Raw genomic sequence first — 24,335 nt, forward strand, 5'->3', positions numbered from 1 at the left:
ACTATTTCACAACAGCAAATTTATAAGTTGTAGTCCAGTTGTATTGTTCTCCCTTTTTCAAAACAATTGGTGGGAATTGTGGATGATGAATTGCATCTGGCAGGCCTTGCGTTTCTAAGCAGATGCCTAAATAATCGCGTGCTTCTACTTCACCAATCTTAAAACCGCCATTAATCTGGTTACTCGTATAGACGACAACACTAGGTTGATTTGATTCTACAATTAGGTGACGCCCGCTTTCTTCGTCATATAACTGAATTTCCTGGTCATGATTACTATTTAATAGAAATGGATGGTCATACCCATGTCCAGCTAATATATTTTGTTCATCTGTAGATACTGTTCCATCAACAATTTTACGCGCCGTTCTAAAATCAAATGGTGTATCAGACACATCAAGAAACCGACCAGTTGGCAACAGCTCTTCATTCAATTGTACAAATTGATCACTTTTCATCGTTAACTCATGCTGTAGTATATCGCGTCTTAGGCCGCCCGAAAGATTAAAATACGTATGATTCGTCACATTTAACAAAGTGGTTTGATCTGTGAATCCCGTAGCTGTAATCGTTAGCTCATTATCATTGTTCAATACATATGTAACAGTCATGTTCAGATTTCCTGGGTAACCTTCTTCACCATCTTTACTTACATATGTGAACTCAACGCCCGATTTTTCATCATCTTCAATAACGGTAGCATCCCATAGTACATTGTGAAAGGTTCGTTTCCCGCCATGCAAATGGTTGTCCTTCTCATTTTTATCAAGTGAATATACATGTCCATCCAACTCAAATTGAGCACCTTTAATTCTTCCAGCAACACGCCCAATCATCGCACCGAAATAAGGTGCATGCTCTATATAGTCACCAACGTTATCAAAACCTAGAACGACATTTTCTAATTTGCCGTCACGATCTGGAGTCACTATGTCCGTAATAATACAGCCATAGTTGATGCAACTTACGCTCATCCCATGATCATTCGTAATCGTATACTGCTGAATTTCTTCTTGCCCCAACCGATCAAAGCTTTGTGAAATAACTTCCATTATTATCTCCTACCTCGTAAAATACTTTATAAAACGCTCGAACCCAGCAAGACCAGCCCCATTACGTTTAAAAACGCCCGCATCTTGTAGGACTCTCATGAACTTTTTCCCAACCTCTTGTTTTACAAACTCATGAACTTCATCAACCGAGCCAGCAAACATTTGCTTTAATTCCCTTGCCCATGATTCATGAATCGGATTGATACCATTAGGTTCATCGATCAAATATCGTTCAACTTCTTTCAACTCCGTAACTAATCTTGCAGGTAAAACGGCTAGACCCATGACCTCAATTAGTCCAATGTTCTCCTTTTTAATATGATGAACATCAGCATGTGGATGAAAAATACCTAATGGATGCTCTTCATTAGTACGATTATTACGTAAAACTAAATCTAACTCATACTTGCCATCTCTCATCCTAGCAATCGGTGTAATCGTATTATGTGGGGTTTCACCTGTACATGCAATAATATCACATTCAGGATCACTGTATTGTTTCCAAGACTGTAAAATGTGGTTTCCTGCTTCAATTAAATTCGCAATATCCTCACTCTTCAATCGGATAACCGACATTGGCCATTTCACTGTTGCACACTCAACATTAGGATATTGTGGCCATTCAAACTTCATAACTTCTTCAGCTTTTGCCATCGCGAATTCATAGTTTCCACCTTGGTAATGATCATGTGTTAAAATCGAGCCACCAACAATCGGAATATCAGCATTTGAACCAATAAAATAATGAGGAAATTTCTCAACAAATCGCAACAAACGCTCAAACGTCGTTTTACTAATTTTCATATCACGATGTTCTTCACATAATAGTATACAATGTTCGTTGTAATACACATATGGCGAATATTGCAAAAACCATGTTTCATCTATTAATGGTACTGGAATAATTCGATGATTGGAACGTGCCGGATGACCTATTCGCCCAGCATATCCTTCATTTTCCGTACATAATAAGCACTTAGGATATTGGGCAGTCTTAGGGTTGGCCGCCTTTTCCAAGGCAATTTGCTTCGGGTCCTTTTCTGGCTTGGATAAATTAATGGTAATGTCCAGCTCACCGTATTTTGTCTCAACCTTGTATTCAATGTTCGTTTCAATTCGCTTCATTTGAATATAATTCGAATGTTTACTGAGCTCGTAAAAATAATTCGTTGCTGAAACCGGGTCACTTTTATAAAGCTCATAAAAATGATTTGTCACAATTGAAGGAAGTGGAATCATCGTATTCATAATTTTGCTCACGAGAATTTCCTTCGCATCAAAATAGTCTTCAATTATATTATTTTCAACCGCATATTGAACCAGATCCTCAAGTAAATCTGGAATTCCTTTTTCCGTAACAATTACTTCTGTTTGAACATAATCGTCAAGTTCCAATAGTGACAGGATTTGATTACGAACATAAACGATATCTTGCTCTTCAATAAGCTGTACAGTAACAGCTTGATTCGTTAAATTCTGGATGGTTTCATATATATTCATTATGTTCACTCAGCTTTCATATCCGTCTGGATGATTCACATGCCAATTCCATGCATCCGTAATAATTTGCTGAACTGATGTACGTTTTGGTTCCCAGCCTAATATGTTCTTTGCTTTATCAGATGAAGCGATTAATGTACTTGGGTCACCCGCACGACGTTCGCCGATTTTTACCGGAATTTCCCTTGCTGTAACTTCCTTTGCGGTCTCAACGATTTCTTTAACAGAAAATCCTTTACTGCTACCAAGATTAAAATAATTGCTCTCCCCACCATTTTGCAAGTACTTCAGTGCTAAAATGTGAGCATCAATTAGGTCCGTTACATGAATATAATCACGGATACATGACCCATCCGGGGTATCATAATCTTCTCCAAAGATGGTGATTGCATCACGTTTACCAAGTGCAGCCTGAAGGACAACTGGAATTAAATGTGTTTCCGGATCATGATCCTCACCGATTTCACCTGTCGTTCTTGCACCAGCTACGTTAAAATATCTGAGTGATACAAATTTCAGACCGGTTGCAATTTCCGACCACTTCATCATTTTTTCCATCGCAAGCTTTGTTTCACCATAAGTGTTTGTTGGAACAGTTGGCATGTCCTCAGTAATCGGAACCTGCTTTGGTTCACCGTATGTTGCCGCAGTTGATGAGAAAACGATGTATTTCACATGATTTTTTTGCATGGTTTCAAGGACGACCTGAGTGCCGAACACATTATTATCATAGTATTTTAACGGTTCTACCATTGACTCACCAACGAGTGAATTTGCCGCAAAATGAATAACCGCATCAATCTTTTCTTTTTCAAATACAGATTGCATAAAGCTACGATCACGAATATCACCTTGATGGAATGTTGCCTTCGGATGAATCGCTTGTCTGTGACCAGTTTGTAAATTATCAACGACGACAACATCAAAATTCTCATCAATTAATTGATACACTGCATGAGAGCCAATATAACCTGCTCCACCTAATACTAGAATACTCATGAAAACACCCCGTTTAAATTTTTTACTAAAATATATATTCCTTTGTAAGCACTTTGGCTCCGTCACCAATACTTACTTCATAAAAATCAGCTTTGTAGCCAATCTTTTCTGCATAGATTGCCCCAATTGACTCAATGATTGCTTGAGCTTTGTCTTTTTCGACAATTGCAATTGCACATCCACCAAAGCCAGCACCTGTCATTCGAGCACCTAATACACCATCCTGTGCCCAGGCAGCAGCAACTAATGTATCAAGTTCAATACCTGTTACCTCATAATCATCACGCAGTGAAATATGTGAAGCATCCATTAAACGACCAAATTCATCGAGGTTACCCTCTTTCAATGCTCTCAATGCCTGAAGCGTTCTTTCATTTTCATAGATTGCATGTTTCGCGCGTTTTTGGATGATAGAATCGGAAATAAGGTGCTTATTCTGTTCGAATTGGGTGGAAGAAATATTCCCAAGCGCTTCCACATTTAATTCTTGCTTGAACAGCTCAAGCGCCTGTTCACACTCACTTCTACGTTCGTTATACTTCGAGTCTGCTAACTCACGCCGCTTATTCGTATTCATGATTAAAATAAGATGCTTTTCCAATTCAAGTGGCGCATATTTGTAGTCAAGTGTATCACAGTTTAGAAGGATTCCCGCGTTCTCTTTACCCATTCCAATCGCAAACTGATCCATGATTCCACTATTGACACCGATAAATTTATTTTCAACCTGTTGACCAATTTTCACAAGTTCAACTCGGTCAATTTTCAAATCAAATAGGTTCTCAAACATCACACCTGACACTAGCTCAATTGAAGCCGAAGATGACAAGCCAGCACCATTCGGGATATTCCCATAAAAGAGAACATCTACTCCAGTTTGAATGGAGTACCCATTTTCACGTAGATAGCGAAGCATCCCCTTTGGGTAATTCGCCCAGTTGTGTGCATCATCATAATCTAAATTGTTCAGATCAAATTCAATCATCCCTAATTGCTCGAAGTTCATTGAATACATCCTTACCTTATGATCCGAACGCTTCCTTGCTAATGCATAAGTCCCCTTTGTTATCGCACACGGAAACACATGCCCCCCATTATAATCCGTATGCTCCCCAATTAAATTAATCCTTCCAGGTGCAAAAAAACTTCGATATTCATCTTCTTGGAAGATTTCTTTAAAACGCTTTGCTAAATCTTGAAAATCCACGGTGCTACCTCCTAATAATGCGACTATTTTTACTTTTCTACCACAAGTGTATTCCTTCTAGTTAAAAAGGTCAATGATTTTTAGTAAAAGTTTAGTAAAAATATTTCATACACTTTTTAGGTTAATGAGAAAGGAGTAGTTATCAGTTAACTACTCCCTCTCCCTTTTTCATTCATATATATAATAGACGACTGATTGATAATCTCCACCACGTTGTGCTTCTTTTGCATTGGCTCCATTAAATTCGGTCGGTAATGTTAATCCACGATGAATTAATTCATCACCATAAAAGGCTTTTTCTTGGCCTTCAACATAATATAACGTATTTTCATCCAATCCTTTTAGTCGGAGAACTTGTTGTTTACTTGAATTTGGAGTTGCCAATACTTTATACCAGCCAATTAGTGCTTCCTTTTTATCCTTAGAAACTATCATCCATGCTGTTTCATTATTTTCAAAAGGGTTTAATAAACGATATAAATCACCATCTCTTACTAATTTACGATGCTTTTTATAAAATTGAACTTGTTGCTTGATTACGGCTCTTTCATCCTCACTTAATTCCAAGGGATTAAGCTCATAACCAAACGTTCCAAAATAAGCAGTATTTGCCCTTGTTTCAATTGATGTTGTTCGTAAAGTTTGATGATTAGGAACAGCTGAAACGTGAGAACCCATGCTATAAATTGGGTATACCAAAGAAGTACCATACTGGATTTTCAAACGTTCAACCGCATCGGTATCATCACTTGTCCAAGCCTGTGGCGCATAATAAAACATTCCAGGATCAAAACGCCCACCCCCGCCCGCACATGATTCAAATAAGACATTCGGAAACTCATTTGTTAGTTTTTCATAGAGTGAATAGACTCCTAACATATAACGGTGGTAAAACTCACCTTGTTGATCAATTGAAAGTGCTGAGGAATAAGCATCGGTAATATTTCGATTCATATCCCATTTGATATATGACAGGTTTGTTTTACGGATAATCGTTGCCATTCTTTCATACAAGTATTGAACAACTTCAGTTCTTGAAAAATCCAATACTAATTGATTACGACCAAATACTACATGTTCTCCTGGTCTCCCTACAATCCAATCAGGATGATTCTGATATAATTGACTGTCTGGATTGACCATTTCTGGTTCAAACCATAAACCAAATTTCAGACCCAAATCGTTTATTTTACGCGCTAATGCATCCACACCATTTGGCAACTTCGTCTCATTTTCAAACCAATCCCCTAATGAGGAAGTGTCATCATTCCTTTTACCGAACCAACCATCATCTAAAACAAATAATTCGATTCCTAACTCTTGGGCACTCTCTGCGATATTGACGAGCTTTTCTTCATCAAAGTCAAAATAAGTAGCTTCCCAGTTATTAATTAAAATTGGTCTCTCATTTGTTTTCCATGGATCCCGAATTAATTGATTACGATATAGCTCATGATAGGCTTGACTCATCCCATTTAATCCCTTGTTAGAGTAAACCATTACAACCTCCGGAGCTTGAAAGCACTCTTCACTTCCAAGCTTCCAGTTAAATTGGTGTGGATGTATTCCCATCATCACTCTTGCTACATCATAATGATCCAGTTCAACCTGTGCTAAGAAATTACTGCTATAGACGAAGTTAAAACCAAATACTTCACTCTCATGCTCTGTTGCTTCCTTTTTCTTAAGAGCGATAAATGGATTATGATGATGTGAGCTTGCACCCCTTATACTTGAAATAGATTGGATTCCTTGAACGAGGTCACGTTCTTTTATATGCCTTTCTCTCGACCATGTTCCAGCCAAATGAACCATCGTAAAATCTTGATGGGGGAGGTCAATTGAAGCACTCATTATTCTTTTAAGAGATAACATGCTTTTGCCAATATTTTTGACATTGACACTTCTTGTAATCACAGGATAATCATGAAAAATCGTGTACATTAGGTGAAGTTCTGAGCCTATTTTTTTATCTAGTAATGTAATGATTAATGTAGTTGCTTCATTTTCTTTCGCATATGTTGCAGGAAGTCCTATTAACTTTGGTTTACCTTGCGTTATCGTATAACTCTGAAACGAAAACATATTACCCGCTCTTCCTTCACTGTTCTCCATTTCGATCGCAGCTTCACGGAAATCGCCCTTTCCAACTACCGGATACTCTTGCCTTGTTGTTTCTAAAGAGAAGGCGGGATCATTCTGATCATAGTGGCAGCTAGCTGGTGTCGGTACATCATTTACTTGAAGATGAGAAAAATCTTCTCGATGTCTAATTGCTTTTCCAAAGTACATTTGACCTAGACTACCATTTTTCAGGACATTAAAAATATAACTAATTGAACCATTTGTTAAATGGAATTGCTTTAACTGTTCATTTACATAAATGTTCATAAGAGCACCTCATTATATAAGGAAAGAGCCCGAATAATCCAAGCTCTTTACAATTAAATATTTACTAAATGCGATGAATCATAAATTCGAATTCCATCTTTTCATTTGCGTTAAGAAGATACTCCTCATGTACTGGCGCACCCCAGCTGTCATCGCCACCGACTCCCATCTGCTTTCCTGCTACCGTAACGACTGTGTGATGTACATTCGGCAGCTCGTAATGATGAGCAGCATTCTCCAACTCGAAGGCGGTATAAGGTGAAAAATTACATTCGAGTGGCTCCGTCGTTGAAGATATACGTACACCTTGTCCTTCACAATTTGTAAGCTTTGTCCAGCGTACTCCGGTTCGATTACCTGATTCCTGTGGATTCACATAACCCGATATATTTTCACTAACCGTATTTTTAAAGATTCCTAGTCTTGCCCCCATTGAACGATCGGAATAATTTTCTTCAGGTCCCATGGCATACCATTCAAGCTGATTAAAGGTTGCTGGAACTTTGAAAGAAACAGCAAAAATTGGCATTTGCGGAAGATTCTCTACACCATGATAGATTGACTTAACTCGGATACTGCTGTCCGGGTACACAGAATAAATAGTTTTAACCTCTATTTCATTACTAATCGATAATTTATACGTAAAAGAAATATCGAAACGATCATTCTTTTCATCCACATCAATTCCCACACATTTTCGTGCTAGACTAGCTGTTAACCAGCATCCAGAATGATAGGTTTGTGAATATCCTCGATCATTATCTGTCGTTGCTCTCCAGAACAATGGCACGAGTGGACTCTCAATCATTTCTTTACCCGCATAATTTAGAGATACTAGACTACCTACGGCTTTCGAGAAAATAATCGTAAAATCTCTCCCATGGACACCAATATTCACATCGCCATGTACAACTCTCAAGTCTCTAATTGATAGTGCTTGATTTTCATTCACTTTTTCTTCTATTTCGAATACAAATTGTCCGAATGCTATTTCATGTCCTGATTCTGCCCATCGAGTACTTTCCTTCAATTTGAATGAAGTATGAATACAATATTCACCTGTATCACCCATCAAATCATCTGTCCACTGAAATTCAAGTCTTCCTTCGCCTTGTGGCTCCACAACTATAGATGAAGTTTTTTTATATAATTCTTTTCCCTCATGGAATAGCTTGTATTCCAAATCATAATCAGCCGTATTAGAAAACAGCCCTTCATTTCGAATTGTGACACCATTTCGGTCTGGGATTAGCTTAATGTCCTGGTATAAAAATTTTACTTCTTGCATCTTTGGTGAAAGCTCACGATTTGCGTACACAATTCCATTTGTACAAAAGCCATAATCAGTTGGACGGTCTCCAAAGTCCCCACCGTATGCTAAGAATTCATTTCCATAACGGTCTTTTTTAATAATAGATTGATCAATGTAATCCCAGATGAACCCCCCTTGGTACATTGGATATTTACGTTCAAGATCGGTATATTTGTACATACCACCAAGAGAATTACCCATCGCATGCATATACTCGCAGCTAATGTACGGCTTATCTGGATTCTCCTGCAAATACTTCTCGATATCATTCGGCTTTGCATACATACGACTTTCCATATCACTTGTCTCATTATAATCCCGGTTATGGAATACACCCTCGTAATGAACAAGTCGACTTGGATCTACCGATTTAAAATATTTCGTGACATTCAGAATGACTTCACCTGCATAGGATTCATTTCCACATGACCAGATAAGAATTGAAGGATGATTTTTATCCCTTTCAAACATCGAAACTGCTCGATCTAATACGATATTTTCCCATTCTGGCTTATTCCCAGGAATATTCCATGAAGGTTCAACTGCCCCCATCTTTTGCCAAGAACCATGCGTTTCTAGGTTCATTTCATCAATAACATAAATCCCGTATTTATCACATAATTCATACCAATAACTTTGATTTGGGTAATGAGAAGTTCGAACAGCATTAATATTATTGCGTTTTAACGTCTTAATATCCCAAAGCATATCTTCCTTCGTAATTGCGCGCCCACTGCGAAAATTAAATTCATGGCGATTAACCCCTTTGAAGACGATGCGTTCCCCATTAATTCGCATGATTTTATCAGCAAGCTCAAATTTTCGAAAACCTATTTTTTGCGGAATTACTTCAACTAGATTACCTGATGGATCATATACTTGAATAAATAATGTATACAAATATGGATGTTCTGCACTCCATAGATTAGGATTCTTGACTTCCATTGATAGTGATTGATTCACGTTAAGATAAGTAGTTTCTATTAAGTTACCTTTAACATCAACGATTTCCCCTACTAATTTCGAACCACTTGGAACCTCAGATGAAAACTTCATGTTAACATTTAGAGTCCCTACCGAATAACTCGGATTCAACTCTGTCTGTACATGAATATCTTGAATATGAATTTCAGGGACTGTATATAAGTATACATCGCGGAAAATCCCCGAAAACCTCCAGAAATCCTGGTCCTCTAGCCAACTTCCCGTACTGCGCTGATATACTTCAACTGCCAGCTTATTCTCTCCCTCTATTAAAAAAGGAGTCAATTCAAATTCTGCAGGTGTGAATGAATCCTCACTGTAGCCTACAAATTCACCGTTCAACCAGACAAAGAATGCCGATTCAACACCTTGAAACGAGATGTATACTGACCTTTTATCCATATTTTCAGGGACATGAAAGTACTTTACATAGCTTCCAACTGGATTATGATCGGTTGGGATTTCAGGTGGGCGAATATCATTCAAACCGTCCCACGGGTACATCGTATTCACATATTGCGGTTTTCCATAGCCTTGCAATTGAATATGCCCAGGAACTGTGATATCCCCCCATCCAGAGCATTCATAATCAAGACGATAAAATTGCTCAGGTCGGTTACTTGGATTCACCGCATAGTTAAATTTCCAATTTCCGTTCAAATAATAACGGAGTTTCATTGGTATAGCGCTTTTCGCCTCAGCCATCGTCTCATAATACAAATGATCCGAGTGTGCGGGAAGTCGATTTACTGCAAAAATATCAAGATCGGTTAGCCAATCAATCGTAGGTGTTTTAGTCATAATGACACACTTCCTTTCAATCCACTTTATTTAACAGAGCCCATCATACCTGCAACGAAATGCTTTTGCATGAGAAAGAAGATAAGTGCTGCAGGTAATGTTGCAATAACAATTGCCAGCATGATGACACCATAATCAGGTGCGTAGCTAGATCCCAGATTCGAAATAAGCAATGGAATTGTTTGATTTTCAGGTGATTGCAACACAACTAATGGCCACAAATAATTATTCCAGCTTGCCATGAATGTGATAATTGCCGCTGCGGCATATGTTGTCTTCATTGTCGGAACGTAAATTCTAAAAAACACACCGATCTCACTTAATCCATCAATTCTTCCTGCTTCAAGAATATCCTTCGGAAACATCTTCGTATTTTGTCGAAAGAAGAAAATAAGGAATGCGGTAGTAACCGATGGTAATACTGCTGCTGTTAATGTATCGATTCCAATTAAAGGTGCTGTTTGCGAAATCTTTCCAAACATACGGAATAACGGCACCATAAGAGCTGCAAATGGAATCATCATCGAAAGCAGTAAAATATTGAACACGATATCCTTCGCCTTACTCCGATGGATTTCAAAACCATACCCTGCTAATGAGCCTATTAGTAATGCTAAAATCGTTGTAGAAATTGAAATCTTGGCCGAATTAAGTAGTGCTGGGACTAGATCTACTGTAGCCAATAAATTTTGTAGATTTTCAAACAAATTACTTCCTGGTAATAATCTACCTTTTGTTACATCCACTGATTTATTTGTTGCACTTACAATCATCCAGATAAAAGGAAAAATAGATACGATCGTTGCTATAATTAGGATTGCATAACTAATGATTCGTTTTAGTTTACTCATTTTTTATCACCTGCCACTTTAAACTGAATGATCGAGAAGATGACAATCATAATTACAATTGCATAGGAAACAGTTGCTGCATATCCGAAGTCAGGTGTGTATTTAAAGGACAAATTATAAATATACTGTGAAATCGTAATGGTCGAATTCCCAGGCCCACCCTGCGTAATATTCATGACCTCATCAAACAATTGAAGTGTACCAATTGTTGATGTAATCGATGTGAATAAAATAATTGGTTTCAACATTGGAATTGTAATTTTAAAGAATTGTTGAAAAGCTGATGCCCCATCAATTTTTGCAGCTTCATAGATTGAATGATCAATATTTTGTAAAGATGATAAATAGAAAATCATATTATAGCCAGTCCAACGCCATGTAATCGCAATAATAATCGCTATTTTTGCCCAAAAGGGATCTGTCAGCCATTGAATTGGTTCTGAGATCAGTGATACCTTCATTAGCATCATATTAATCATGCCGTCTACTCCGAATAAATATTTAAAAATTACAGAATAGGCAACAAGTGATGTGACACATGGTAAAAAGATTGCTGTACGAAAGAAACCTTTAAGCTTTAGGGCTTTATCATTCAATAAAACTGATAAAACTAAAGCTAGTAAAATCATCACGGGTACTTGAATGATAAGAAAAATGACAGTATTCTTAACCGCTGTTAAAAATGTTGGATCCTTAAATAATCGTATATAGTTATCTATTCCATTGAATGTTAGATTTGTCCCAGTTCCTGATTGAAATGACATAATCAATGCTTGAATCATCGGATAAAAATAAAACAAGCAAATCATAATAGTCGCTATCGCAATAAAAGACCAGCCAATAATCGCATTTTTCGTACGAAGCCCTTTACCTGATTTCGTTGGTTGAATGGTTGGATTCGTTTTTGCTGTTATCACTTTCTCTCACTCCTTGCCATAAAGTAATAGCCTCGGAATATCTCGCCTGATCGTTCAGGATAGCTCCTTATCATAATAAGAGAGGTGCGAGTTTCCGAGGCATTGCCTCTATATCAATATATCTAATTGTATTAGAGACTTTTTAGTTGGTTGATTATTTAACTTGTGTTTCAGCTTGTTTTTGCGCATTAGCTAGCACTTCGTCAAGATCAGCACCATTTAAGTAATTTTGCATTTCCACTACTAAGATGTCCTCAATGGCATACGTATGAAGGCCATAGTTCACTTGTGGAATTTGTTCTGTCCATGTAGAGAAATCAGAGATAATCGTTTGACCCCCAAAGAACTCGTCTGCTGCTTTGTATGCTTCACCTTCAGCAGCTGGAATATAAGAACCGATCGCACCGATTTCCTTCACTAATTCTTGATATAGGTCAGCATTGGAACCAAAAGTTTTACTTAGGAAATCCACTGCATCATCTTTACCATCTACATCAAGTACATACCATGAGCTTCCACCTAGGTTAGAAGCATTAACTGAACCTTCGATACCTGGTAGTTTTGGAAAAGGTACAACTGCCCAGTTACCAGATTGTGAAGCCTCTGCTTTAATTGAAGGTGTAATCCAGTTACCAGTTGGAACGGAAGCCACATCTCCACTATTAAATGCTGCTAAAAATTGACTCCAGTCTGATACAGGTTTTACGATCTCAGCATTATTTAATTCTTTATATACTTCAAATGCCTTCTTTAGCGCTTCATTATCTGCTAGATTAGGTGTAACGCCATCTTCTTGCAAATACCATGAACCACTTGATTGGATCATCATACGAATTTGTCCAAGGTCATTTGGATCAAGTGTTAACATATCCTTACCCGTTGCTTCTTTTACCTTTTTACCAATTTCAATGTATTTATCCCAATCAGCATCTTTGAAGTCATCCACTGTATAGCCAGCTTCCTCTAAGTAATCAGTTCTTACATATAAACCAGTTACCCCAGTGTCAAAAGGTAAACCATAGTTTTTACCATCAATACTTGTTGGTAACATCTTGTATGGAGCAAAATCTTCTGTTTTAAAAGATCCAGTTATTTCATGGAATGAATCTGGATACGCTTGAAGGAAGCTTTGTGCTCGATAATCCTCAATTAAAACGATGTTTGGCAGCCCTTTTGTTGTTCCAGAGCTTAAGCTAGTATTAAGCTTTTGAATAATATCATCTTGTGCGTTTTCAATGATGTTAATCTTCACATCTGTGTTTTCTTTTTGATATGCCTCTTTCGCTATTTCTAGCGCCTTAATATTAAAGTTTGGATCCCATGCCCAAATTGTTACCTCGTTCGAATCCTTTTTTCCTTTTGATTCGTCTTTCTCATCTGAACCGGAAGAACAAGCAGTTAACATCAGTATGCTTACTAAAAAAAGTGCTAAAAACTTTTTCATTGATATACCCCCTAGTTTTTATTGAAAGCGTTATCTCTCTTATGGATACAATGTTACCATCAGCTATGCTTCTAGAGTTAGGAGAATATTTCTGTATAATTGTGATATTTTTGTGTATTGAATCCGCTTTCACTCCAAGTGCATTTGTACTTTTTTTAGGTTTTATAATTATTTTCAGATGACAAAACCCCCGTACTTTTTAAACTTTATCGGTAAAAAATAGCACAATGGTTATGATAATTGTGCCACCTAAGTTTAAAAAGATAGGGGGATCATTTACACATTATTCATAGATAGGAAGAGAAATCCGTACCTTTGTACCTTCTCCGACTTCGCTTGAGATTGTTACACCATAGGATTCACCATAAATGAGTTGGATACGTTCATGTACATTTTGTACACCGATACCAGTAAATCGCTCTTGCTTTTGTTTCTTATCTGGTAATTTGCTTTCATTTGATATTTCCATCCCATCTCCATTATCTATCACTTCGCAGATCAAGCTAGTACCTTCCTTCCACACTAATACATTGATATATCCATTATCCTTTCGATTGAAACCATGGAAAAATGAATTTTCTACAAATGGCTGTATAATCAGTTTTGGTATGTTAAAATTCACACAATCAGGAGCGATAAAATAATTCACATTAATTCGATTACCATAACGCTTTTGATTAATTAATACATAGTTTTTCAAGTTTTCAATTTCTTCGTTGACAGTAATTGTTTCCTTAACATTGCCAATTGTGTTTTGTAATAAGGATATTAATGCATGAATGATGTCCTCTGCTTCTTCCTTACTTCCTTGTCGAATCAGGAATTTTATTGATGTCAATGTATTATATAAAAAATGTGGATTGATCTGTTGCTGTAATGCAGCAAGCTCAGCATTTCGTTTTTGCTTTTGCGAATGTACAAGTTTATCGACATACTCATGCAACTCGTCAAGCATGGAGTTAAAAGCTTTACTCAATTGCCTCGTTTCATACGTACCGCTTACAGACACGTATTGGTTAAAATGATCCTTCGGTGCGTTTCCAATTTGTTTTACAAGCATGGATAATGAATTCGTCAGTCTTCTTGAAACCAGGAATACAATAATAAGGGCTAACAAAATAATCCCAACACTTATTAAGACAATCGACTTCTTGTCTATTAAATCTCCGAAGGCAGCTTTTTTATCAATTAAATTAACTAAATATAAATCAAAAGAAGGAAGATACTCGATCATAACAATGTGATCCTTATTCATAAAACGAGTGTTAACGTAATTTTTCGATTGACCTTCCATTTCAATCGCATATTCAAGAAGTTCCCCATTCCCTTTACCAATATATTCAGTATTATTGCTCGACAAAATAAACCCTGACTTATTCATAACTAACACATCATTACCGGGACTTGAATAACTATTATAGAACTTTCTAAAATCACTTTCTTGAATGTAAAAATACATATACCCATAGATTGTTTTTGTGGATCTTTCCATTAATGCTTTCGATGCAATAATAACATCGTCATTCCCACTATTATCATGTTGTTGATCTAATTGATATAATAGCTTTTTCGGTTCCTGACGTGTTTTTCTAGTGATGGGGTGATTTTGTAATTCCTGATTAGAAACCGACCAAATCGCTCGATCAGTTGCAAAGCTAATTCGATTAACCCCATAGATTGTAATTCCGACATCATATGCATCTACATTTGATTCGATACTACTCATTTGGTTTTGGATCGTATAATAAGATGACATTAGCTGCTTATTAGACTTCTCTTCAGTGAGAAAGTTCTTAACTGTACCATTTTGCAACAGTTTATTAGAAGCAATCACAATCGAGTAATTAAATGTATCCAAGCTCTCCTTTATTTGTTTCATAACTGTATCATTTGTAATGCTGAACCGTTCAATAAAAAACCGCTCCGACATCCGAATCGTCGTCCAAGTGATAATTACAGATACTGCAAGAATTGTAATAAAAGTGATGAAAAACAATTTAATAAATAAGCTGCTATGTTTAAATCGATCCGGTATTATTCCCATCTTTAAGAATACTTCCTTCTGTATTTACTAGGGGAAACCCCTTTCATTTTCTTGAATACTTTACAAAAATAACTGTGATCTGAATAACCTACCATTCCGCTGATTTCTGAAATCGTGGCAGTATCTTTTAATAGTAATTTTGCAGCCTCTTCAATTCTAATTTTATTTAAATACTCATTAAACCCTTCATTATTATGTGCAGTAAAATAACTTGAAAGATAGGATGGATTAAAATGAAAATGTTTTGCAACGCTAGAAAGGCTAAGTGGCTCATTATAGTGTTCTTCAACGTATTCCAATAGCTTCTTCATATTTGAATTTCCAAGCTTATTACGTTTATCCGCGATTGCTTTATTTGCTTCTGTGATGAACATATTCAATTGCTCGACAACTTCTCCTGCAGTTGATGACTCATTAATGGCTGTAAAACATAAATATTTAGCGCTTTCTAAATTCTTAACATTATATTCCATATTACCTAAAAGAACGGCAATATTAAAAATAATATTTCCAAAAAATGATTTGTACTCAAAAATATCCATCGTATAACAAGTAGATAATTTATTAACATGCTTTTTCAAATAGACAAATGCTGTATCAAATCTCTCATGTGTAAACTCTTCTGTAAACCAATCTAAATTAAAAGCTTCACATTCGGGAGGTTGCGCTGGCAAATCCTGTTGCACTAAAACAATTTGATTAGGAAAATAAAATTGATATTGAAGTAGTTTTATAATATTTACTTTATATATCATGCCTAATTTTGAAAAATCAAGGAAATACTCACTTAATACAAATCTCGCTTTCGATTCTGCTTCTACAAGAAGAGTTGCAAATCTACTTAATTCAACTGTATATTCTTGCTGTACATTAAGTAGAAATACAATTACATTTTGATCCTGTTGAAAAGTATGGTGAACCAGTTGGCTTGGAAAAGACTCTTCAAATTTCTCTTTTAAATACGTTTTAAACTCTTCTTTTCTTTTAGTAGAGTATTTTTGCAAATCAATCCCCATTAAATAGTAATATTTATAAGGTAGAATCTTAGATATGACCTCTGAATCATAATTAATTTCATAGCCAGAAATAAGCTTGTCGATCGTATGCTCCAATGATAGATTGAAATCTGATTGACTCCCAATAAATTGAAATGCAGGGATTCTGTTTGCCGCCTTCCTTAACACTTTAAGAAGCTCAGGTCCATCAATTTTTGGTTTTAAAATATAATCAACAACACCACTTTGAAAGGTAGACCGTACATATTCAAAATCACTAAAACTACTTAAAATAATGATTTCAATGTGAGGATACTTTGATTTCACGATTCTAGTTAATTCATCACCATCCATAATTGGCATAACGATGTCAGTAAGAATGATGTGTGGATTGGTTGCCTCAATTAATTCAAGAGCTTCTTTGCCATTTGATGCTTCACCAACAATTTGAAAACCTTCTTCTTCCCAATTTAAATAATGTTTAATCCCTTGCCTTATTAACATTTCATCATCAACAATTAAAGTCCTACAAAGTTCATTAGGTTTCAACGCAATCCCTCCTACAAGGTGGCGTATACTAGGTTAAAACGTATAAGTGATTTTAATAAATATTTTATCATGGTCTACCCAACCAAAAAAGCCACAATACTTATAAACGTATCATTGTGACTTTTCTTCCTGATGATATCTATAAATCTTTTACTTCTCTTTAAAAATTTCCATTAATTCAGTTGTTGCATCATCTGTATTTTGGACGTACGAAACGAGCTGATGTATCTGATTATTTTGGTTTTCAATTGTTGCTGTAATCTCTTCAAGTGATGCTGTCGTTTCTTCAATGATTGCCGCAAATTCACTTACAGATGTTTCAATTGACGAAGATGAGCTCCCTATCTCTTTTGAGATCCTCTCAAATTTCTTCACGGATTCGTTTAATTCAGAAACAGTTTGGTCAATATTTGCAAATACGCCCTTTGTCTCCTTCGTAAGTTCTACACTTTCATTCATCTTCTCGGCATTTTCATTCATTTGCTTCTGTGTCAGCATTGTACGTTCATTCACCGCAAATAGATTTTGAGAAATGAGATTGACTGTGTTTGATGTTAGTTCTGATAGCTTTCTAATTTCATCTGCTACAACTGCAAAACCTTTACCACTTTCACCTGCACGTGCTGCTTCAATAGATGCATTAAGAGCCAGAAGATTCGTTTGTGATGCGATTTCTTGAATTTTATCAGTAAACGTATTTGTCTCCTGTATTTTTGTAACTAATTGATTCATCGTACCTGACATCGATGTAACAGATTCATGAAAATCTGTAATTTTTGAAAGGAGAAGTTCAATCGTAACACTTCCATTTTCCGATGCATGATTTGCACTCACTGTCTGCTTATTTAATTGATTTGAACCTTCAATTAGATGTTGGACAACCTTATTTAATTTCTCTACTGACTCAGTAATCGTTGATGCTGCTTCATTTTGTGAGTTCATACCCGCTGAAATCTCTGTTACAGCAATTGTCATTTCATTAAATGAATGCATCTGATCTTCACCCTGGCTTCGGATGTTCGATATGTTTTCACTTATTGTTTGGGAATTACTCTCAAGTTGTACAGCTTGAAGTCTTTGTTTTTCTAACATGTTCTTAGTATTTTCATTTAGTACATGTATGTCTTGCGTTAACTTTTTCGTTACTTGGTTTTGGAAAAATAATGTAAGGATAATAACACTAAAAATTAAATAATAGACGATGATATGCTGTGTTGAATAACCAATTTCCTCTATAGTTGTTAAGAGAAATAGAATACTTAATAAGAGTCCACTCGCCACTCCTAGCACTAATATAGGACGCTTATTATAAATTGCCGCTGCAGTTAATAGGTATAAAGGTAGTAAAACAATCGGTGGTGCACTAGAAACACTCATAATAAGATAGATAACAATCGACATACCGACCATAATAATATATGGAAGCCTCGTAATAAATACTTCCTTATAAATCAAAACTCCAATAATTGCCACAAAAGTTAATCCACCTATCGCAATCGTCAATATGACTTGTAAAGACTGTTGAATCGCAATATCGACAATAATAGCGAGGACAACAGAAATGAGCGTAACGATTGTAACCAGTTTATTCTTTCTTTGAATATCCGCTTTCTCCACCTGTTCTAAATTCAGCATTGACCCCGTCATAAACTTACCCCCAATATGTTCTATATATACTACTATTCTACAATTTTTTTACATTAAAGGAAAATAAAATATTTAGGAATTATTCAGAAATAAACAGATTTTGATTTGGATCGCGTTTTTCCTGGGACTTTGGTTTTATTTAGTTAATTTTGGTCTTAGAAATTACCTTTTTTATATTTTGATAGATTGTTTGGTCCGTTTCATTAAACTTTAAGGGGTGAAATCTCTGCTGAACTATCGATATGCGCGATAATTTCGGGATATGCACGATATTTGGATGTTATGCACGATAAAAGTTGTTTATGTTCGTTAATCTGGAGATTTGCTCGTTAGCCGCGTTATTTGCACTTTACGCATAATAAATGCACGTTACCCGAAATCCCCTAAATCCAATCTAAATTCTACCGCACTCATACAATTTACAAGCAAAAAAAAGCCAACCCACCCGAACTCCGGATGGGTTGACAAATCATTAATTCAATTTCGATCTCAAATACGCATCAATGAATGGATCTAGGTCACCATCCATAACACTTCCGGTATTACCAACTTCTGTATTTGTACGGTGGTCTTTTACCATTGAATACGGGTGGAAGACGTAGGAACGGATTTGGCTTCCCCAACCGATTTCCTTTTGTTCACCACGGATTTCATCTAGCTCTGCTTGTTGTTCTTCAATTCTTCTTTGATAAAGCTTGGATTTTAGCATATTCATGGCTTGAGCGCGGTTTTTAATTTGTGAACGTTCGGTTTGACATGTAACAACAACACCAGTCGGAATATGTGTGATCCGAACGGCCGAGTCTGTTGTATTAATATGCTGACCACCAGCACCACTAGCCCGATACGTATCAATCTTCAAGTCCTCTGTTCGAATATCGATTTCGATTTCATCATTGAATTCAGGCATGACTTCACATGACACAAATGATGTGTGACGACGGCCTGAGGAATCAAATGGCGAAATACGAACGAGTCGGTGGACCCCTTTTTCAGCCTTCAAATAACCATACGCATTATGGCCTTTAATTAGCAAGGTTACACTCTTAATTCCAGCCTCATCACCAGGAAGATAGTCCAAAGTATCAACCTTGAAGCCCTTTTTCTCTGCCCAACGAGTGTACATGCGTAATAGCATCGAACCCCAGTCCTGTGATTCAGTTCCACCAGCACCTGGGTGAAGTTCTAAAATTGCATTATTTTTATCATATTCTTCACTTAAAAGAAGCTGTAGCTCGAAATCATTAAATTCCTGAGTTAACCCCTTCAATTCAACCTCAAGTTCCCCTTGAAGTTCAGCATCAGGTTCTTCTTTTACGAGCTGATACGTTACATCTAAATTTTCATATTCGTCATGAAGATTGTTAAACTGAACAACTTGATCTTTTAATGCATTTGATTCATTAATTAAGGTTTGAGCCTTTTGTTGGTCATTCCAAAAATCAGGCATTGACATAATTTCATCAAGCTCAGTTATTCGGGCTTGCTTTGCCTCTAAGTCAAAGAGACCCCCTAAAGTCCGCTAATCGCTTAGCCATCTTCTCGAGTTCATGCTTTATTTCTACTAATTCCATTTTCCTTCATCCTTTCATGCTGTAGAGAGACGTAAAGGTGAGAGAGCACTCTCACCTTTACTTCAACTATCTTATTTCCCGTGGCAATTCTTAAATTTTTTCCCGCTTCCGCAATAGCAAGGATCATTACGTCCTATATTCACGGCTTTTGTTACTGGACGTTTCTTCGGCTTCTCGCCGCCCTCATCTTTCGGTTGAACGGCATGGCCTTTTGCAACTTCTTGACGCTCAAGATTATTTCTAATTTGTGCTTTCATGACAAACTTCGAAACGTCTTCTTCAATTGAAGTAATCATTGCTTCGAACATAGCAAAGCCTTCAAATTGGTATTCGCGAAGTGGGTCTGTTTGTCCGTATGCACGTAAATGAATACCTTGACGAAGCTGATCCATCGTATCAATGTGGTCCATCCACTTACTATCAACAGAACGAAGCACGATAACTCGTTCAAACTCGCGCATTTGTTCAGAGTCCATCTCCGCTTCTTTTTCATCATAGCGTTCCTTCACTTTGACGAAGATTAGCTCGGACATTTCCTCGGGATCTTTCCCTCTTAAGTCATTTTCAGTAACATCGCCTTCATGTAAAAGATTCGCATTTACATAGTCAATGATACCCTTATAGTTCCAATCTTCCTCAACCTCTTCTTTCGGCGTGCCTTTTGCAACGATACGATCAATCGTTGCTTGCATCATCCGCTCTACAACATTACGAAGATTCTCTGAATCGAGTACTTCAAAACGCTGACCATAGATAATCTCACGTTGTTGACGTAATACATCATCATATTGTAAAAGTTGCTTACGTGCATCAAAGTTATTACCCTCAACACGTTTTTGCGCAGACTCAACTGCCTTTGAAACCATCTTACTTTGAATCGGTTGGGAATCGTCCATACCTAGACGCTCCATCATTGATCTCATATTATCTGAACCGAAACGGCGCATCAATTCATCTTCCATTGAAAGATAGAACTGTGTAATACCTGGGTCCCCCTGACGACCAGAACGTCCACGAAGCTGATTGTCAATACGGCGACTCTCATGACGCTCTGTACCAATAACCGCTAGACCGCCAGCTTCTTTTACACCTTCGCCAAGCTTAATATCAGTACCACGACCAGCCATGTTCGTTGCGATTGTTACCGCACCGCGCTGACCAGCGTGCTCAATAATTTCTGCTTCTTTTTCATGGTTTTTCGCATTCAATACATCATGCTTTATCCCTTTTTTCGTTAAAAACTTCGAGATAATTTCGGATGTTTCAATCGCTACCGTACCAACAAGGACCGGTTGACCATTCGCATGGCGCTCAGCAATATCCTCTGCAACCGCACGGAATTTACCTTCAATTGATTTATAAATTAAATCAGCTCTGTCGTCACGGGTGATCGGACGATTCGTCGGAATGACGACAACATTCATATTATAAATATTTCGGAATTCCTCTTCCTCCGTCTTAGCAGTACCCGTCATCCCAGAAAGCTTTTCATACATCCGGAAATAGTTCTGGAATGTAATTGTGGCAAGCGTCATACTTTCATTTTGAATCTCAACGCCCTCTTTTGCCTCAATCGCTTGATGAAGACCTTCGCTATAACGACGACCCTTCATGAGACGACCCGTGAATTGGTCAACAATTACAATTTGACCCTCATCAACAACATAATCAATATCAAGATGCATACTAACATTTGCTTTTAATGCCTGATTAATATGATGGATTAATGTAACGTTTGCCATGTCATACAAGTTGTCAATTCCAAATGCCTTTTCAGCCTTTGTAATTCCATCTTCAGTAAGCTGAACACCTTTTGTCTTTTCATCATATGTGTAATCTTCATCTCTTTTTAGTGTATGCACAAATCCATTTGCTTGAATATATAGAGATGTAGACTTTTGTGCAGAACCTGAAATAATTAGCGGTGTACGGGCTTCATCAATTAAAATGGAGTCAACCTCATCGATTACTGCAAAATGAAGTGGACGTTGTACCATTTGCTCTTTATAAAGCACCATATTATCACGCAAATAGTCAAAGCCGAATTCATTGTTCGTACCATAGGTAATATCAGCACGATAGGCTTCGATTTTCTCCTCACGAGACATTGAGTTCAAGTTCAACCCAACTGTTAGTCCTAAAAATTCATACAATTGCCCCATCTCATGGGCGTCACGACCAGCTAAGTATTCGTTCACTGTAACAACGTGAACCCCTTTTCCAGTCAATGCATTCAAGTATACAGGCATTGTAGAAGTTAATGTTTTACCTTCCCCTGTCTTCATCTCGGAAATATTCCCCTCATGAAGAGAAATCCCCCCCATTAACTGAACAGGATAAGGATGTAGGCCTAATACACGCTTTGCACTCTCACGAACAACCGCAAAAGCCTCAACAAGTAAGTCATCAAGCTTTTCCCCTTTTTGATAACGCTCTTTAAATTCATCTGTTTTTTGACGAAGTCCCTCATCAGATAGCTTCTCCATCTCTGGTTGAAGTGCCTCAATTTTCCCAGCCAATGTTTCATATTTTTTCAATAGGCGTTTGTTTGGATCAAATACTTTATTTAAAATTCCAAGCATCATGAACGCTCCTCTATAGTTAAATAATACTCTTTTACACGTTAAAAATTTAAGCTATTCTCCATTTTACCATTAATTGAGTGTGGGGTAAAATATTTCATGGAGTGAGCGTTTATAGAGGTCACAACCTATATTCATTTAATAGTTAACCCGTATACTGACAACGTTTCGTGATGATAAAATCGATATTATTTGCATAGCTTATTTTATTTCTTCCATTTTCTTTAGAGTTATAGAGTAATTGATCCGCTATTTCAATTGCATGATTCAGATTGGATCGTTCAAATAGTTCAGAAACACCAATAGAAACTGTTACATTTATTTTTTGTTGCCTGCTTTGTAATTGAAAATCAGTATTTTCAATTACCACCCGAATATCAGAAACTATTTTAGATAATTCCTCTGCTGAATCTACAGCTATGAAGAGAATAAATTCTTCTCCCCCATATCTTCCTACTACTATTTCGGTTCCATTTATCTTTGGACATACCCCTTTTATAGCTGTTGCGACACCCTTCAATATTAAATCCCCATCTAAATGTCCATATGTATCGTTAATTGATTTAAAATGATCAATATCAACCATCACTATGTATTTTTTCTTATCTGTTATCGACCTGGTCTCGATATGTGATTTAAAAAAGCGCATATTATATAGTCCAGTTAAAGGGTCTCTTTCTGCATAAAATTGAAGTCTTTTCTTCAACTTCAATTCCCTTTCAGAATTTAAGATTAATAAATATAGAATAAAACCTGTCAACATAAAGGACAAAAACCGTACAAGAAAGATTTCCTTGAATACATTCCAGCCATCCTGAACAAAGTAAACAATTGGTAAGTCTGAAGAAAGCCAACAAATGCAAAATAAAGAAAATAAAGAGATTGGCCCAGGTTTTGTTTTCTTAAAAAAAAGTAAAAATAGCGTAATCAATACTGGTATGGCCATCCCAAAAATAACACCTAGAACAGCACCATCCCCACCCATGTTGAGTCGCCAGCTCCCAGTAATAATTAATGCCGGAATGACATATCTCCATCCCCATTTTATTGCAAAAAAGACTAACGGAATTAACCTTAAATCGAATTGGTAGCCACCATATTTAATAGGTAAGTAAAAAAGGGAAATTACGGTCACTGACGTGAGGGTAATCATACCAATCGGGAATAAATAGCTCGGAAAGTGCCTTTTGTTATCAATCAAAATCGAAAGGCATACATGCATAAATAAAATAATTGCCATATTAGCAAGACTTGATTCAAGTATTTCCCTCATTGCTCACACCTCTACCTTTTTTACATAGCTTGAATTGTAACAAACCTAGGTTAAAAATCTATTTTTTCATGAATAAAGTTATCATTACAATTATTATTGCCTAATAAACGATCGAAAACTATTGGGGGTTTCCCCTATTTCCTGAGTGAAAAGTCCCTATTTTAATGAAATTTAGGAATCTTAAGATGAATCTTAGTGTGAAATGCAGGTTATT

15 protein-coding genes are annotated in these 24,335 nt (G+C 36.7%); all 15 read right to left on the reverse strand.

What is annotated here, in order from left to right:
* Position 1 precedes the first annotated feature (1 nt).
* The 15 genes from MJG50_RS06815 to MJG50_RS06885 all read right to left on the reverse strand — a co-directional run bounded on the left by MJG50_RS06815 (position 2) and on the right by MJG50_RS06885 (position 24,121).
* Complete coding sequence (locus MJG50_RS06815) at positions 2 to 1,051, reverse strand: aldose epimerase family protein (protein WP_240253951.1); 1,050 nt, start codon at positions 1,049 to 1,051, stop codon at positions 2 to 4.
* Positions 1,052 to 1,060: 9 nt separating this feature from the next.
* Positions 1,061 to 2,551 carry a UDP-glucose--hexose-1-phosphate uridylyltransferase gene (galT, locus tag MJG50_RS06820; RefSeq protein ID WP_240253953.1) on the reverse strand — a complete coding sequence of 497 codons (1,491 nt, stop codon included), beginning with the start codon at positions 2,549 to 2,551 and terminating at the stop codon, positions 1,061 to 1,063.
* Positions 2,552 to 2,560: 9 nt separating this feature from the next.
* Positions 2,561 to 3,550, reverse strand: a complete 990-nt coding sequence (gene galE, locus MJG50_RS06825) for a UDP-glucose 4-epimerase GalE (RefSeq protein ID WP_240253955.1) — start codon at positions 3,548 to 3,550, stop codon at positions 2,561 to 2,563.
* Positions 3,551 to 3,575: 25 nt separating this feature from the next.
* Complete coding sequence (locus MJG50_RS06830; RefSeq protein ID WP_240253957.1) at positions 3,576 to 4,757, reverse strand: galactokinase; 1,182 nt, start codon at positions 4,755 to 4,757, stop codon at positions 3,576 to 3,578.
* Positions 4,758 to 4,925: 168 nt separating this feature from the next.
* Positions 4,926 to 7,148 (reverse strand): alpha-galactosidase, encoded by a 2,223-nt coding sequence (locus tag MJG50_RS06835; protein ID WP_240253959.1) that lies wholly within the window; start codon positions 7,146 to 7,148, stop codon positions 4,926 to 4,928.
* Positions 7,149 to 7,212: 64 nt separating this feature from the next.
* The gene (gene lacZ, locus MJG50_RS06840) at positions 7,213 to 10,245 is read right to left on the reverse strand and encodes a beta-galactosidase, LacZ type (protein WP_240253960.1); all 3,033 of its coding nucleotides are present in this window, start codon (positions 10,243 to 10,245) and stop codon (positions 7,213 to 7,215) included.
* 26 nt (positions 10,246 to 10,271) lie between these two features.
* Positions 10,272 to 11,096: a carbohydrate ABC transporter permease gene (locus tag MJG50_RS06845; RefSeq protein WP_240253961.1), complete on the reverse strand. Its 825-nt coding sequence runs from the start codon at positions 11,094 to 11,096 to the stop codon at positions 10,272 to 10,274.
* Positions 11,093 to 12,013 (reverse strand): carbohydrate ABC transporter permease, encoded by a 921-nt coding sequence (locus MJG50_RS06850; protein WP_431307263.1) that lies wholly within the window; start codon positions 12,011 to 12,013, stop codon positions 11,093 to 11,095. Before MJG50_RS06850 ends, MJG50_RS06845 begins: the two co-directional genes overlap by 4 nt.
* A gap of 154 nt (positions 12,014 to 12,167) precedes the next feature.
* The gene (locus MJG50_RS06855; protein ID WP_240253962.1) at positions 12,168 to 13,457 is read right to left on the reverse strand and encodes an ABC transporter substrate-binding protein; all 1,290 of its coding nucleotides are present in this window, start codon (positions 13,455 to 13,457) and stop codon (positions 12,168 to 12,170) included.
* Between the two features lie 283 nt (positions 13,458 to 13,740).
* Positions 13,741 to 15,501: a sensor histidine kinase gene (locus tag MJG50_RS06860; protein WP_240253963.1), complete on the reverse strand. Its 1,761-nt coding sequence runs from the start codon at positions 15,499 to 15,501 to the stop codon at positions 13,741 to 13,743.
* A gap of 2 nt (positions 15,502 to 15,503) precedes the next feature.
* Entirely contained in the window at positions 15,504 to 17,045 is a 1,542-nt protein-coding gene (locus tag MJG50_RS06865; protein ID WP_275695528.1) for a response regulator transcription factor, read from the reverse strand.
* A 150-nt stretch (positions 17,046 to 17,195) separates the two neighbouring features.
* A complete protein-coding gene (locus MJG50_RS06870; protein ID WP_240253964.1) occupies positions 17,196 to 18,692 on the reverse strand; it encodes a methyl-accepting chemotaxis protein in 1,497 nt (498 codons plus the stop codon).
* A 472-nt stretch (positions 18,693 to 19,164) separates the two neighbouring features.
* A protein-coding gene (gene prfB / locus MJG50_RS06875; RefSeq protein WP_240253965.1) for a peptide chain release factor 2 occupies positions 19,165 to 20,266 on the reverse strand; the annotation gives its coding sequence in 2 pieces (ribosomal slippage) (positions 19,165 to 20,193 and positions 20,195 to 20,266; 1,101 coding nt in all).
* 71 nt (positions 20,267 to 20,337) lie between these two features.
* Positions 20,338 to 22,848, reverse strand: a complete 2,511-nt coding sequence (gene secA / locus MJG50_RS06880; RefSeq protein ID WP_240253966.1) for a preprotein translocase subunit SecA — start codon at positions 22,846 to 22,848, stop codon at positions 20,338 to 20,340.
* 145 nt (positions 22,849 to 22,993) lie between these two features.
* Positions 22,994 to 24,121 (reverse strand): GGDEF domain-containing protein, encoded by a 1,128-nt coding sequence (locus MJG50_RS06885; RefSeq protein ID WP_240253967.1) that lies wholly within the window; start codon positions 24,119 to 24,121, stop codon positions 22,994 to 22,996.
* Positions 24,122 to 24,335 lie beyond the last annotated feature (214 nt).

This window comes from Fredinandcohnia quinoae (assembly GCF_022427965.1).
Lineage (GTDB): Bacteria > Bacillota > Bacilli > Bacillales > Bacillaceae_L > Ferdinandcohnia > Ferdinandcohnia quinoae.